This is a genomic window from Bacillus sp. FSL W8-1202 (assembly GCF_038006165.1).
Classification (GTDB): Bacteria; Bacillota; Bacilli; order Bacillales; family Bacillaceae; genus Bacillus; species Bacillus subtilis.
Window position 1 is genome coordinate 1,403,188 of record NZ_JBBOUR010000001.1, and the last position, 14,978, is coordinate 1,418,165.

The 14,978-nt window shown below is 44.1% G+C and carries 10 protein-coding genes and 5 pseudogenes; 7 read left to right on the forward strand and 8 right to left on the reverse strand.

What is annotated here, in order from left to right:
- Positions 1-36: 36 nt before the first annotated feature.
- Together lmr(B) and lmrA are read right to left on the reverse strand one after the other, a co-directional pair.
- Positions 37-1,476 carry a lincomycin efflux MFS transporter Lmr(B) gene (gene lmr(B), locus NSQ09_RS07415; protein WP_033880397.1) on the reverse strand — a complete coding sequence of 480 codons (1,440 nt, stop codon included), beginning with the start codon at positions 1,474-1,476 and terminating at the stop codon, positions 37-39.
- 38 nt (positions 1,477-1,514) lie between these two features.
- Positions 1,515-2,081 carry a transcriptional regulator LmrA gene (gene lmrA, locus NSQ09_RS07420; protein WP_017695027.1) on the reverse strand — a complete coding sequence of 189 codons (567 nt, stop codon included), beginning with the start codon at positions 2,079-2,081 and terminating at the stop codon, positions 1,515-1,517.
- 216 nt (positions 2,082-2,297) lie between these two features.
- On the opposite strand from lmrA, the gene ansZ reads away from it, so the two are divergent.
- Both ansZ and lipA read left to right on the forward strand, forming a co-directional pair.
- Positions 2,298-3,425, forward strand: coding sequence for an asparaginase AnsZ (ansZ, locus tag NSQ09_RS07425; protein WP_017695028.1), 1,128 nt, complete (start codon positions 2,298-2,300; stop codon positions 3,423-3,425).
- Positions 3,426-3,587: 162 nt separating this feature from the next.
- Complete coding sequence (gene lipA, locus NSQ09_RS07430; RefSeq protein ID WP_017695029.1) at positions 3,588-4,226, forward strand: lipase LipA; 639 nt, start codon at positions 3,588-3,590, stop codon at positions 4,224-4,226.
- Between the two features lie 37 nt (positions 4,227-4,263).
- Here the strand turns inward: lipA and NSQ09_RS07435 are convergent, their stop codons facing one another.
- Positions 4,264-4,647 (reverse strand): RDD family protein, encoded by a 384-nt coding sequence (locus NSQ09_RS07435; RefSeq protein ID WP_017695030.1) that lies wholly within the window; start codon positions 4,645-4,647, stop codon positions 4,264-4,266.
- Positions 4,648-4,881: 234 nt separating this feature from the next.
- Here NSQ09_RS07435 and NSQ09_RS07440 point away from each other — a divergent pair, with 234 nt between their 5' ends.
- Positions 4,882-5,958 (forward strand): helix-turn-helix domain-containing protein, encoded by a 1,077-nt coding sequence (locus tag NSQ09_RS07440; RefSeq protein WP_017695031.1) that lies wholly within the window; start codon positions 4,882-4,884, stop codon positions 5,956-5,958.
- A gap of 63 nt (positions 5,959-6,021) precedes the next feature.
- Here the strand turns inward: NSQ09_RS07440 and NSQ09_RS07445 are convergent.
- From NSQ09_RS07445 to natR, 3 genes and pseudogenes are all read right to left on the reverse strand, one after another.
- Positions 6,022-7,172 (reverse strand): IS3 family transposase gene (locus NSQ09_RS07445; protein ID WP_087614160.1). Its coding sequence is split into 2 segments (ribosomal slippage): positions 6,022-6,899 and positions 6,899-7,172, totalling 1,152 coding nucleotides; the frame shifts between segments, so codons are not numbered across the junction.
- Positions 7,173-7,287: 115 nt separating this feature from the next.
- Positions 7,288-8,221, reverse strand: a pseudogene (gene natK, locus NSQ09_RS07450) (two-component system sensor histidine kinase NatK).
- A gap of 12 nt (positions 8,222-8,233) precedes the next feature.
- Positions 8,234-8,803 (reverse strand): annotated as a pseudogene (gene natR / locus NSQ09_RS07455) (two-component system response regulator NatR); the annotation flags it as partial.
- A gap of 60 nt (positions 8,804-8,863) precedes the next feature.
- Between natR and natB the strand changes: the two are divergent.
- A pseudogene (gene natB / locus NSQ09_RS07460) lies at positions 8,864-9,925 on the forward strand (sodium ABC transporter permease NatB); the annotation flags it as partial.
- A gap of 135 nt (positions 9,926-10,060) precedes the next feature.
- Positions 10,061-10,965 (forward strand): annotated as a pseudogene (locus NSQ09_RS07465) (aldo/keto reductase).
- A gap of 38 nt (positions 10,966-11,003) precedes the next feature.
- Here NSQ09_RS07465 and NSQ09_RS07470 read toward each other — a convergent pair.
- Both NSQ09_RS07470 and NSQ09_RS07475 read right to left on the reverse strand, forming a co-directional pair.
- A complete protein-coding gene (locus NSQ09_RS07470; RefSeq protein ID WP_041352224.1) occupies positions 11,004-12,068 on the reverse strand; it encodes a DUF4352 domain-containing protein in 1,065 nt (354 codons plus the stop codon).
- A gap of 22 nt (positions 12,069-12,090) precedes the next feature.
- The gene (locus NSQ09_RS07475) at positions 12,091-12,222 is read right to left on the reverse strand and encodes a hypothetical protein (RefSeq protein WP_003246334.1); all 132 of its coding nucleotides are present in this window, start codon (positions 12,220-12,222) and stop codon (positions 12,091-12,093) included.
- Between the two features lie 173 nt (positions 12,223-12,395).
- Here NSQ09_RS07475 and NSQ09_RS07480 point away from each other — a divergent pair, with 173 nt between their 5' ends.
- Together NSQ09_RS07480 and NSQ09_RS07485 are read left to right on the forward strand one after the other, a co-directional pair.
- The gene (locus NSQ09_RS07480) at positions 12,396-13,817 is read left to right on the forward strand and encodes a YcdB/YcdC domain-containing protein (RefSeq protein WP_341030789.1); all 1,422 of its coding nucleotides are present in this window, start codon (positions 12,396-12,398) and stop codon (positions 13,815-13,817) included.
- A gap of 186 nt (positions 13,818-14,003) precedes the next feature.
- Positions 14,004-14,897: pseudogene (locus tag NSQ09_RS07485) on the forward strand (YcdB/YcdC domain-containing protein); the annotation flags it as partial.
- Between the last annotated feature and the right edge of the window lie 81 nt (positions 14,898-14,978).

A 14,978-nucleotide genomic window follows, 5' to 3' on the forward strand; every position in this document is an offset into this window, starting at 1 on the left:
AAAAAGCCCCTGAAAACTAGTCAGGGGCTTTTCATATTAATGATCTACCTTCACGCGCTTCATAAAGAAAGCGCCAATTAAACCGATAATGGCAACAATCATTGCAAACACAAATGCGTGCTGTACGCCTGCTGTCAAAGCTTGCGGGATGACTGCCGGATCGGCAGGGTTTTTAACTGTACTCATATAATCATGCTGGCCTGCAGCCATAATGCTGACCGCAACCGCTGTTCCGATAGCGCCGGCCATTTGCTGCAGCGTGTTCATAATGGCGGTGCCGTCTGGATAAAATTCGCGCGGCAGTTGGTTTAAACCGTTTGTTTGCGCAGGCATCATGATCATAGAAATCCCGATCATCAAGCAGGTGTGCAGGATGATAATCAGCACAGCCGTTGAAGCGGTCGTAACATTTGAGAAGAACCATAGTACAACAGTGACAATCACAAATCCCGGAATGACAAGCCATTTCGGCCCGTATTTATCGAACAAGCGGCCTGTAACAGGGGACATAAATCCATTTAAAATACCGCCCGGCAAGAGAACAAGACCAGATGCAAATGCAGTCAGGACTAAGCCGCCTTGCAGATACATCGGCAGAAGCAGCATAGATGACAGAATGACCATCATACAAATGAACACCATGATCACACCCAAAATAAACATCGGGTATTTGAACGCACGGAGGTTCATCATCGGCTGCTTCATTGTCAGCTGGCGGATTGAAAATAGGATAAGGCCGACAACGCCGACAATCAGCGACACGATAACAGTCGGGCTGGACCATCCCCCGGAGCCTTCACCCGCGTTGCTGAATCCGAACACAATGCCGCCGAAACCAATCGTCGAGAGGATGATAGACAATACATCGATTTTCGGCTTTGTCGTTTCAGATACATTCTGCATATATGCGATACCGAACACAAGCGCCAGCACAAGGAATGGAAGAGAGATCCAGAAAATCCAGTGCCAGTTGAGATGCTCCAGAACCAATCCTGAGAAAGTTGGGCCGATGGCGGGCGCGAACATAATGACAAGACCGATCGTTCCCATTGCGGCACCCCGTTTATGAGGCGGGAAAATCACCAAGATTGTGTTAAACATTAGGGGCAGTAAAAGACCGGTTCCAAGTGCCTGAACGATCCTTGCCGCCAATAAAAACGGGAAGCTTGGCGCAAGCGCCGCGATCAAGGTTCCTATAATTGAAAAGATTAGTGACACGGTAAAAAGCTGTCTTGTTGTGAACCACTGCAACAGCAGTCCTGAAACAGGAACAAGAATACCGAGTACAAGCAGGTAGCCCGTCGTTAACCATTGGACGGTTGCCGCTGTAATGTGCAATTCCTTCATAAGGTCGGTTAACGCAATATTCAGTGCTGTTTCACTGAACATGCCGATAAAACCGGCCAACAGCAAGGAAATCATAATCGGCATCACTTTGTATTGCTGAGATGCTTTAGCTGTTGTTTCCAAAATCATTTCCCCTCTCTATCAACTGCATGTAGGATGTCGTTTTTTTATCTCTTCAGCAGGTCAGGAATGCAGCTGGAGATATGAATGAGCGGCGTACTGTTTTTTGCCGTCAAAGATAAAAGAATGCCGCCTTCAATCATCGCGTTAACCACAGTGCTGGCTTCTTTTGCACGGCTCTCGCTGCAGCCAGCCTGCCGCAGTTTCTCCTCATACACAGAGGCCCATTCTTTGTAGGCTTCATGACAGGCTTCGCGCAACGGTTCGCTTTTCAATGACGTCTCAGCCGCTAGCAAGCCCACAGGCAAGCCTTCAATGTCTTCCGTACATGAAAACTGGCAGGAGAGCTCCTTCAAAAAGGCTTGAATGCCTTCCGCTGGATCGGTGCAGGCTTCCATGCAGTCCGCGATTTTCTGACGGATATACTCCTTCATCTCATTTACGGCTTCGATCGCAAGCTGTTCTTTACCCCCGGGAAAGTGGTAGTAAAGAGAGCCTTTAGGCGCGCCGCTTTCCTTTATAATCTGGTTCAGCCCCGTGCCGTAATACCCTTGCAGCTGAAAAAGCCGGGTAGCTGCCGAAAGGATTTTCTCACGGGAATCTCCATAACTCATAACATTCCCACCTTACTGAATTGCAATCAAAAATATAGTGACTGGTCTATTATCTTGATTCAATCATCAATTGTCAAGAAAAATTCATTGTATGAAAAGACAAAAAAAGAAGGATATGACAACAAAAAATACTGAGAGAAAAGCTGACTGATCTTTTGACTGAATAGATAAAATATTCAATGATTAATCATTATATGGATGTAAGGAGAGAAATAGATGAAAAAACAACGAATGCTCGTACTTTTTACCGCACTATTGTTTGTTTTTACCGGATGTTCACTTTCTCCTGAAACAAAAGAATCCCCGAAAGAAAAAACGCAGACACAAAAAGTCTCTTCGGCTTCTGCCTCTGAAAAAAAGGATCTGCCGAATATTAGAATTTTAGCGACAGGAGGCACGATAGCTGGTGCCGATCAATCGAAAACCTCAACAACTGAATATAAAGCAGGTGTTGTCGGCGTTGAATCACTGATCGAGGCAGTTCCAGAAATGAAGGACATTGCAAACGTCAGCGGCGAGCAGATTGTTAACGTCGGCAGCACAAATATTGATAATAAAATATTGCTGAAGCTGGCGAAACGCATCAACGACTTGCTCGCTTCAGATGATGTAGACGGAATCGTCGTGACTCATGGAACAGATACATTGGAGGAAACCGCTTATTTTTTGAATCTCACCGTGAAAAGTGATAAACCGGTTGTTATTGTCGGTTCGATGAGGCCTTCCACAGCCATCAGCGCTGATGGGCCTTCTAACCTGTACAATGCAGTGAAAGTGGCAGGTGCCCCTGAGGCAAAAGGGAAAGGGACGCTTGTTGTTCTTAACGACCGGATTGCCTCAGCCCGATATGTCACCAAAACAAACACAACCACAACAGATACATTTAAATCAGAAGAAATGGGCTTCGTCGGAACAATTGCAGATGATATCTATTTTAATAATGAGATTACCCGTAAGCATACGAAGGACACGGATTTCTCGGTTTCTAATCTTGATGAGCTGCCGCAGGTTGACATTATCTATGGATACCAAAATGACGGAAGCTACCTGTTTGACGCTGCTGTAAAAGCCGGAGCAAAGGGGATTGTATTTGCCGGTTCTGGGAACGGGTCTTTATCTGACGCAGCCGAAAAAGGGGCGGACAGCGCAGTCAAAAAAGACGTCACAGTGGTGCGCTCTACCCGCACGGGAAATGGTGTCGTCACACCAAACCAAGACTATGCGGAAAAGGACCTGCTGGCATCGAACTCTTTAAACCCCCAAAAAGCACGGATGTTGCTGATGCTTGCGCTTACCAAAACAAATGATCCTCAAAAAATCCAAGCTTATTTCAATGAGTATTGAAGAAAAGAAGGTGAATAAGCCTTCTTTTTTTTGGCTTTTTAGGACCAATAATGACCTCTGAATCTTAAAATTTCTTTAAAAATAAGCCAAAATTACCCTTTACTTAATTAATTTGGTAACGTAATATAATTGGAGAATTTGTTACAAAAAAAGGAAGATATTATGAAATTTGTAAAAAGAAGGATCATTGCGCTTGTAACAATTTTGATGCTGTCTGTTACATCACTGTTTGCGCTGCAGCCGTCAGCAAAAGCCGCTGAACACAATCCAGTCGTTATGGTTCACGGTATGGGAGGGGCATCATTCAATTTTGCGGGAATTAAGAGCTATCTCGTATCTCAGGGCTGGTCGCGGGACAAGCTGTATGCAGTTGATTTTTGGGACAAGACAGGGACAAATTATAACAATGGCCCGGTATTATCACGATTTGTGCAAAAGGTTTTAGATGAAACGGGTGCGAAAAAAGTGGATATTGTCGCTCACAGCATGGGGGGCGCGAACACACTTTACTACATAAAAAATCTGGACGGCGGAAATAAAGTTGCAAACGTCGTGACGCTTGGCGGCGCGAACCGTTTGACGACAGGCAAGGCGCTTCCGGGAACAGATCCAAATCAAAAGATTTTATACACATCCATTTACAGCAGTGCCGATATGATTGTCATGAATTACTTATCAAGATTAGACGGTGCTAGAAACGTTCAAATCCATGGCGTTGGACACATCGGCCTTCTGTACAGCAGCCAAGTCAACAGCCTGATTAAAGAAGGGCTGAACGGCGGGGGCCAGAATACGAATTAATGAAAAACAAAACCTTGAAGAATTCTATTCTTCAAGGTTATTCTGCTTTCAGCACAATGGTTTTCGCAGCCATATCATGAACGGTTTGTTTTTTCTTCGTAAATGCGGCAGTCAAATAGATCAGGCGGGAGAACACATGCACCCACGCTATGATGTAGCGGACAATCGCCTGTAGGAGAGAAATTTTCTCGTGTGTTTCGTCCCTCACGATTTGCAGCCCGATGATTTTTTTGCCCAGTGTGCCTTTCCAATTTGTCAGCGGCATCAGCAAAGGGTACACAATCAGCATCAATATGGCGACGATAATGACACCGGCGGACCCATCGCCAAACGTAAATCCGGCTGCCAAAATCACTGCTGCGGCAATGATTACATCAAGTAAAAGAGCGCAGGCGCGCAGCATGAAACCAGCTAGTTCCAATAGAAACACTCCTTAAAATGTTAAATAAATACCTAATGATTGTAAAAAAGAAGGGCCTAAAGTGGGAATAGGTGATAAGCCTTAAATCACAAAAGTTGGTGAAAATGTCATGGGTAAATTGGCATAATCAGCCAGCTTATTACATTACCAAATTCTTTTTTAGCCCGAAACCAAGCCCTCAGAAGTTATTTTTGTTAAAATAGAAAAGTTACAACAGAATTCGGAGGGTTTATTGTGGGAAAAGTGAAACGAAATGCCCCTTGCCCATGCGGCAGCGGCAAGAAATATAAAAAATGCTGCGGAAGTAAAGTTGTCGACTTCCCGTCGGAACTAGCGGCAAAAGAAGCGAAACAAATTCAGGAAGACTTAGTGGAGTATGCCTTCACAGTACATAGAGAAAGCATTTCAGGCTTTATCAACCAGCATGATTTTCTTTCTGCTATGGACAGACAGACGAAAGACATCAGCGTATTTAACTTAGGAATCTGGGGAATCTTCTTCCACCCGCTTGCTGGTGAGAAGACAATCTTCGAAGAGTACCTTCAGAAAAAAGGCGATTCGATCACTCGTCCGAAAACGCGTGAGATCGTAGAATCATGGCAGAGCATGACGCCTGCTTTATTGCTGCTGAAGGACCTGAAGGAAGGCATCATTCACTTTGAAGATGTGATTACGGCAAAACAATTCGAAGTGGAAATGGACGCCAGCAATCAAGACCTTCCTCCAGTGGGAAGCCTGATTCTTGGATACCCAATCCACGAAGCGGAAAAAGCAGAATTCTTCATGCAGTTCACGATCTTTCCGGTGAAGAGAACAGAAGCGCTGATCAGCAAGGTGAAGAAATATGCGGATGCCGCTGTGAAGGACGGCAAAACGCCGGAGGACTTCATGAAGCAGGAATTCAACAACGTTCTGTTCGCGTTGTTAGCTGAGAAAGATGAAGAGCCACAAGCAGAGAAAGCGGAAGTAAGCACTGTTGAGTGGGCAAACGACTTGGAGAAAGAAACCGCTGCGGCTATTGAAGAAGGCATGAGCGGGGAAGAGTATCCGACTGAATTGATCCCAGCTGTTATTGCCATCTGGAAAACATTCTGCGAGAAAAAATCACCTGTCATCAGAAAGCCGGAAGCTTTTGCGGCGGCAGTTGAATATTATGTAAACGCGATTTCTCTTAACGGCGCGTCCGTTTCCCAGGCTAAACTGGCGAAAAAATACGGCGTCAGTGCATCAACGATTTCCAGCCGTTACAAAGAAATTGAAAGCACGCTGCAAGATGAAGCAGATCGTTTTGCACAAGCGTTATCCTCATAATGAAAAAAACCTTGAAAAGCCGGGGACTGACCCCCGTTTTTGAGACAGGGATCAAAACACCTTTTAAACAGCCAATTGCCGATAATTTATCGGTGATTGGTTGTTTAGTTTCGTTTGAATACGAATATTGTTATAATAATGAATGTATTCTATGACAGTGCGTTCTACGATGGCGGTCGTGGTTCGATCAATGCTGTTAAGATAGAACGTTTCAGACTTTAGTGAGGAATGAAACGATTCGATGGAGGCATTATCAGCGGGTGTCCCTTTGCGGGACATGCTCATGGTAATGCCTTTTGTTTTAACAGCTTTCTGATACTCGTAAGATGTATACACAGATCCTTGGTCACTATGTAACACGCAGTTCTCAGGCAGTGTTGGCAGTTGATCAAGTGTGTGTAAGACAAAGTCTGTGTCCTGCTTATCTCCAATCGTAAAAGCAATCACTTCTCCATTATATACATCCAATATACTGGAAAGGTACAATTGTTTCTGTCCATAAGGCAAATACGTGATGTCTGTTACTAGTTTTTCAAGAGGATGATCAGACTGAAAGTTCCGATCTAATATATTGTCGACCACGGCATATGGCTGCCCATTCTTCTTGCGCTTTTTCACCTTAACCCGGCACTGCCACTGATTTTTCTGCATAATACGCTGAACCGTTTTATGGTTAATACACATTCTCTTTTTTAATATAGCTGTGATTTTTCGATATCCATATCGATACTGGTGCTCTCGGCACAACGTGCCGATTTGTTTTTCTAAATGGCGCTTGGGATGATCTTTCTTCAGATTCTTCTTCCAACGATAATAAGACGAGCGAGAGATACCTAAATGAATACAGATATCCTGCACGGTCATTGTGCTGTGCAATTCTTCTACAAGTTCGACTGACGTTTGGCTATCAACTTCCTTTCCAATTCGTTGTACTTTTTTAACACTTCATTCTGTTGTCTCAGATATCGATTCTCTGCCTGCAGTTTCTCTAATTCGGAAGAATACTCCGGACCTTTTCCATAAGTGTATTGCTTACCAACAGGCTGTTCAAATCGATGTGTATCACCAGCCTTATACCATCTGACCCATGTCTTAATCTGCGTATTATTTTTGATATTCAACTCCTGCATGATCTCTTTCATAGGTACGCCTGCCAATCTCATTTCTACAGCCTTCTGTTTCACTTCAACCGGATAACTCACTCTTGTCCCCATAGAAAAAACACCTCCAAGTCTAATTTCGGATAACAATCATCCGTATTCAAACTTGAAGGTGTTTTTATTTGTCTCATCTTATGGGGTCAGTCCCGCCGGGCTTTTCAAGGTTTTTTTATTTCTGAAACGGAATTTTGATTTCTAACCGGAAGACGGGGTGGCGGTAGGTAAAATCCAGCCTGCCAAAAGCGCTCTTCACCAGTTTTTGAATGATATATGTGCCCATGCCTTCATGAGCGCCGTTTTTCGTTGAGCGGCCAAACTTTTGGGTCCATCCCGGGAGTGCTGTTTTCACAAGTCAGTACATAAAGCCCGCTGCGCAGTGAAGTCTCCAGTTTAATCTCTGCTTTTTCTCGGGCCTCCGCCGCGCTGTCGAGCGCATTTTCTAATATGTTGCCGACCAAGCTGACCTGATCAGCAGGCGAAAACGGAAGGGAAGAAAGCGGTGTATGCATATGCAGCGAAACACTCACATTCGAGGCGCGGGCTTTTTCTAAAAAATCATAAAGCACCCCTGCAATGTACGCGTTCTCTCCTTTCAAAAAACAGTCATATTGGCTGTATTGATCCGCCCAGTTTTGAATATATGCTTGTGTATCTGCCTTGGGCTGAGCTGATTTGATTGCAGTGATATGTTTCATTGTGTCATGATTCCGGCTTCTGACATCAATCAGCATTTGATTGGCGTGCTGTTCAGCTTGAGTCAGCTTATCAATTTGATCAGAAAGCCTTGCCTGCAAAGCAGACTGTCCGATACGGAGCCCTTCACACCCTGCAAATATCGCGATTACACATAATACCGGCATGATGTCTGTGCCAATCAACACTACTCCCGCCGACATCACTTGAATCACCGCAATCCACGCACAAAGCCCTGAGGAACAGTGTTTCCACACTCGCTTCGTATTCCAAATGTACAATCCTGCAGCAGCTGCGCCTAAAGCAGCGGCGAGCCAAGAGGCGGCTGTGCTGTGTGAAAAAGCAGCAGCTCCCTGATAACATATGAAACTAAATAAAATCAGATAAAGACATTGAAAAAGGGTAATCACGTACTAAACTCCTCAAAAATAGTAGTTTTGAAAATAATCAAGCTGCTGCTTAGTGATCATCGCTTTTTTAGACGTTCCCTCAAAGGAAACTGTGAATGAATGCTTGGTATAAGCGGAAAAATGCTTTATGTAATGAATGTTGATAATAAAGGAACGATGCGAACGAAGAAAATCTTTTTCGGGCAGGTCGCCTTTAATATCATTTAATGTTTGATACGTTTGCACCTCTTCGGCGGTTGTCACAATCGTCGTCGAACGTCCCGTCCGTTCTGCGAAAATAATATCCTTCTTTTGCAGGACGTGCATTTCAGACTTTTGCTTTATCAATATACGCCCATTCAAACTCGTTTCCGTTTTCTTTTTCAAGTACCGGTCGAAGGAAGCGGCCAGACGGTCGGCATAGTACGGCTTCATAATATAATCATGGACGTTCAGGTCAAAGGCGTGAACCGCATAACCGCCGTGGCCGGTAACAAAAATCACATCCACATCAAGTGAATGGGATTTGATCAAATCAGCAAGCTCGTAGCCAGACATATGGGGCATCTCGATATCGGCAAGCAGCAGATCAATGTCTCCGTGAGTAAAATCGTTTTTCTGTCGCGCAAAGCGTCGATCATTTCTTTTTTATAAATATGGCGCCTTGTCTTTTTTTATGAAAGCATGCTGTCCGACAAAGGGGAGCAGTACACGCTGGCTGTCGGCCATTTGCTGCCGCCCGCACTGGAAAGCAAGCTTAATGAGATTGACGAAATCAGCGTAAAAACATTTGCGAAGCCTGAAGAGGCAGTTGATGAAGGAAAAGCAGATGCCTATCTGAACGTCCCGAAAGAGTTCGACTCATATGTCAACAGCATGACACCTTTTAAGGTTGATGTTTACGGCAATTCAATCGATCAAGGGTCTTCAAATGCCATGCAGCTTGTGCAGTCTGCCTTAGATCAGTACAAAAATGAAATTGTGCAGCAACGTTTAACAAATAAGCGTATTGATCAATCGGTCATCCAGCCATTTACGATTCAGCAAAAGGAAGCGGATGAGGAGAAAGGGACTTCCGCTATTATGCTTTCCGCCATTCTGCCCATGCTGATTCTGACTTCCATTGTTTCCGGCGCAATGCCGATAGCTCTTGATATCATGGCCGGTGAAAAGGACCGGAAGTCAATCGAGGCGCTGCTATTAACGCCAGTCAGCAGAAACAAAATGCTGGTCGGCAAGTGGCTTGCGGTTTCCACTTTTGGCGTGGCTTCAGGTGTATTGGCTTTGGTGTTTTTGATTTTGTCCACCGTGTTATTTACCGAAAATTTGAAAACGGCCTTCCAGCTGGGAGATCATATGTGGAGTGTAATCGGCGCTTCAGCCTTAATCATTGTGCTCTCTGCATTGCTGATATCTGCGATGGAGCTTTTCATCAGCATCATGTCCAGCTCGGTAAAAGAAGCGCAAAGTTATATGTCTCTCGTTGTCTTTCTGCCTGTGTTCCCGATGTTTTTCATCTTCAGCAAGGCACCGAACCAATTTGACTTATCATACTTTCTCATCCCGTTTCTGAACCTGCATGCGTTATTTAAACAGCTTTTATTCGGGATGGTTGACCCGGCTGCCATTTTGTCTACGTCAGGAACCATCGCTGTGCTGATCGCCATCTTCTTTTTACTAGCCAGAGCCTGCTTCCTGAAAGACAAATGGGTTCTTCCAAAATAAACTTGCAAAAGGAGAAATACACTTTCTCCTTTTTGTATATCCTGAAAAAAGAAGGAAAATAGAAAAAGGATATCTAATACAAAAAGTGACCCTGCACTATTTTTCATCAAAATTGGTTTCAAAGGAGACGGAACAATGGATCAAACACGTACACTCGGCAAAACGAAGCTGAAGGTGAAGCGGATCGGATTCGGCGCGAATGCGGTCGGCGGGCATAATCTATTTCCAAATCTACATGATGAAACAGGGAAGGATTTAGTGCGCACGGCATTGGATGGCGGCGTCAATTTTATCGATACCGCTTTTATATATGGATTGGGGCGATCTGAAGAATTAATCGGCGAAGTCGTACAGGAACGCGGCGTGCGGAATGAGCTCATCATCGCCACCAAAGGAGCTCATAAAGAAGTGAACGGCAGCATTGAATTAGACAACAGCCGGGTGTTTCTTCGCAGCGAGGTCGAGAAGAGTCTGAAGAGGCTGAGAACAGATTACATTGATTTGTACCTCTCGCTGAAGTGGCGGGCACTTTGAAAGAGCTGAAGGATGAGGGGAAAATCAAAGCGATCGGCGCTTCGAACCTCGATTATCAGCAATTGCAGGAATTTAATGCTGACGGCTATTTGGAGGTCTTCCAGGCCGAATATTCTCTCATACAGCGTGATGCCGAGAAAGAGCTTATTCCATACTGTGAAAAACAAGGCATCTCCTTTATTCCTTACTTTCCGCTTGCGTCCGGACTGCTGACAGGAAAATTCACGCAAGACACAGTCTTTGATGATTTCAGAAAGGATAAACCTCAATTTCAGGGTGAAACGTTTATCCACAATCTCAAAAAAGTAGATAAGCTGAAAGCAGTAGCGGAGGAAAAACAAGCGGATACGGCACATGTCGCCTTGGCGTGGCTGTTAACGAGACCGGCGATTGATGCCATTATTCCAGGAGCTAAACGACCTGAGCAATTACAGGATAATCTGAAAACCTTGAACATTGAACTCACCGAAGACGAAGTGAATTTCATCAGCGCCATTTTTAAATAAAAAGGAAATAGCCGTCATGGCTATTTCCTTTTGGTGTTTTATTCTTTGATGAATGCTTCGACTAATTCTGCTGCTCTGTAATCATCCATATCAAGCTGCCATTGGTCGATGTCATTTTTCTTCATTTTCACTTCAACTGTTTTTTCAGATGAAGCAGGTCCAAGCTTTTTGAATTCCTCAGGATAGACTTGAAGCGCGTATTTCACTGCCTCCTCATAGCTGGCACTAGAGTTTTTACTGTAGTAGTCTTTCACTTTGTCTTCAATGCGGTCTGAAAGAGAAGATGCATCTACAGGTTTAACTGTGGCTTCAACAATTGCTTCGTCTTTAGAGATTGAAGTCGTTTTTGCTTGAATGGAAGAGTTTTTGCTTAATCCCTCTTTAATGCCATTCACGATATTATCAAGCGCTTTGCTGTCCGCATATGTGCTGGAAAGGCCGGAAGCTGAGAGATAACCGTCTTTGGCTGATTCATTGAAATCATTTACAATTTCATTTTTGTTAGCGCCGGTGATTTTTTCGAAATCGGCGTTATCTTTGCCGAAAAGAAGGACATCAACATAAGCTGATAACGCTTTTGCAGAATCTTGGAGCTTATCTGCCGTCGCCAGGATTTTTTTGTCTTTTCCGTCAATTTTAAAAGTAACTGATTTTGGCTTTTTATCACCGTAAGATTCCGGCGTATAGTTAAGCTCGTATTGCTTGCCTTTATCTACAACGATGAAAAGATTTCCTTCAACGGATTTGTCAGCGTTAATGGTGCTGCCTTGAAGCTTTTCGCTATAGTCTTCAGGGTCTGTGTCAGACATTTTGGTATCACCTTGATACAATGTGAAATCCATACTGTCTACATTCAGCGGGTCTTTTCCTGTGTTTTTCACCGCGACATTGACTTTTAACACGAGCTGGTCATCTGAAGTGGACTTATCATATTTAGACGGAAGTGTGTAAGAGACATCCTTGATTTTGACTTGAGCTATATCTGAGCTTTTTTCTGTTTCTGATTCTTTCTTCTCCGCGCTTGTTTTGCTGCCGGAACAAGCAGCTGTAAACATCATCAGCAGAAGAATTAGGAAAACAGCGTACGTTTTTTTCTGAAACATTCATTTTTCCTCCTCAAATGGTTTAGGAAAGGGGAGTCTTTTGTCTTTGAGAAATGGATCTTTTTGAATGGATTAGCATCATATAACCAAAAAAATCAGTTCTTTTCTCACGGTTTTCACCGGATTTTCTGGAAACTCCGCCCTCCTTTGTCATGAATAGACCTATAAAAAGTTACAACGGAATTAATTTTAAGATTATTAGCTTTTATATTGAATAGGTTCATCATCCTATTTTTGGTGAAAAATGTTCTGGTAAAACTGGTAAACTCAGAAAACTGTGTATTTTAGACTATTACTTTTTGATTAGTTGGAGGGAACTTAAGAAGGATGAAAGGGGCTGCCTTTGTGAAGAAAGAGGGACTGAAACAAAAAGCACTGGAAATCGGCCGGGTGCCGACACACTTAAAACTGGAAATTGAAGATTATGGCGGTGATGATAAAAGAGCTCATTTTTGTTGGGCAGATCCTCAGGATGAGAATACCGGCATTATCGTGGAGCTTGGACCGGACGGAGAGCTGGAATCCCTTTCCCGTGATATTGAGCCTGAAAGCGGAGAAAGGCTGTCTGAGGAGAAACTAGAGGATATCATGCGCCAATTTGTCGAGACTCATCATCCGGGGTCACTCTCTGCCTTTGTTCGTGATGAAAATGACCGTGCATACGGCGATAAAGTGAGATTTTCATATGTTCAAATGGAGGCTGGGCTTCCTCTCCCCATGAGCGGATTTATGGCTGATGTTTCCTTATCAGGTGAGATTGTTTACTTCCGTTATTACGGCGAAGCGGGCAGCATCATCAAGCCAAAGCGGGTCGCGGATGTTGAAGAGGCACTTGCCTTTATCAAGAAGGACGTGGAGTTCGACCTTTTGTTTCAGGTTCTCCATCGTTCTGTTTACAAAAACGGAGATGATCAGCCGCATTTGGTGTATGAGCCTGAATGCAGGGCGATTACCGTACCTGCGGATTTGGTTCAAGAAGAACAAGGAGGAGTTGATGATGACGATGATTACAGGGAGCCGGAGAGCTTTCCTCTCCCTTTATTCGAGGGCATCCGCGAAAAGGCCGATCCTGACAGCATGATTGGTATTGAAAATGGGTTTGTCAAAGAGCGGGAAGCGAATTTGGGAGATGGGAGAATCGGAATCGTTTGGCGGAATCCGGTTGACCCTGTGTATCAGCCGGCGGATAAAAGCATGGACAGCTGGTTTAAGGGACGGACTCATCAAGTGCTGAAAACCATCTATAACAAAGAAACCGGAAAACTCGAAGGCGTCATGTCATTTATGGAGAAAAAAGGGCCGCTGACAGTAACCTTGGCAGAGTGTGAAAAAATCGCGCTTCGCTTTCTGTTTGCTTTATTTCCGAATGCCGATCAATATTTTAGGATCAGATACGACGAAAAGGATGAAGAAGAAAACGCAGTCGCTGGTTTTACGTTTGAAGCGCATTGTCACGGAGTTCCGATCCGATTTGGGCAGATCAGAATTTGTGTCAGCCGCCAGACAGGGGATATCACCGTTTATATGGGACCGGATATTGACCCAAATAAGCTGGCAGCCATTGATCCCATTCCGGCCATTTCAGTTGAACAAGCCAAGGCTATCTTTTGGCAGCATTTTAAAGTTGAGCTTGGCTGGGAGAGAGAATATCATGATAATGAAGAACACAGCTACCGGCTCGTCTATAAGCCGGTGTATCCGCGTTTTATCGATGCACATACAGGAGAGCCTGTCTTCAGCTCATGGTAAAACAGCCAAAAGTCACGCAATTGCCTCAGGTATAGAAGAGAGTATGTGATGAAAGTAACAGAAAGAATCTCGAAAAACAATGACAATAATAGAAAAGGACCTTTCTTCACTTTAAATGAAGAAAGGTCTTTTTATATAATAAACAGGATTCTCTTTGTCGTAGACTCTTTGAAAGGGATGACTTCATTGGTTAATAAACAGCTGAAAAAGAAGGCGCAGGAGATCGGAAATGTACCGACGCATTATGAGCTTGAGATAGAAGATTACGACCAAAAGCAAAAGAAGAACGGGCAGGCATATTTTATCTGGAAGGACCCTAAAGATCCGGAAAAGCACATTACAGTTGAACTTAGAAATGACGGCGCTTTGCTCACCTTTTCAACAACTGTCCGCTCCGAGACAGACAAACAACTTCCAGATGCCGAGCTGAAGCTGACGGCTCTTCAGTTTGCCGCTGCCCATCATCCCGGCACATTTATGAATTTTCATTTTCAAGGCAAGGAAGAACGGAGGGAGCACATCCGGTTTGTCTATACCAAAATGGAGCTGGGGCTTCCGATTCCCAATTCAGGCTTTTTAATTGATATGACACGCAGCGGTCAGGTTGTCCACTTTCTATATTACGGGGAAGGGCATAAAGCCGAAGTTCCGACGGAATTTGTAGCAAAAGAGAAGGTTGTGTCCCATTACTTAAACACAATGTCTTTTGAGCTGATGTACGATGTCATTGATGGCGAACAGGAACCAAGGCTTGTATATGAACCGATTCTCCCGGGATACAGCTATCCCGCAGATGTAGACGAAATTGTGCCCGACCAGCATATCGCAGATGAAAGAATAGAAAACACGGCGCCACTGCCGCCGCTTCAGAACAAGGAAGAAGTTGATATATTTGCCTTGCTGGGTTTTACCTCTGATATGCAGAAAGTCAGTGAAAGAGACTTTGGAGAACAAATTGGAAGCACATGGCGCAGAGGCGCTGCGCCGGAGCGTAAGGATTTAAGCATAAGAAGCTATTTTGAAACGAGAAATAAAAACACAATCAAAATGAAGACGGATAAAAGAACCGGAAAATTAAGGGACTGACCCCATAAGATGAGACAAATAAAAACACCTTCAAGTTTGAATACGGATGATTGTTATCCGAAATTAGACTTGGAG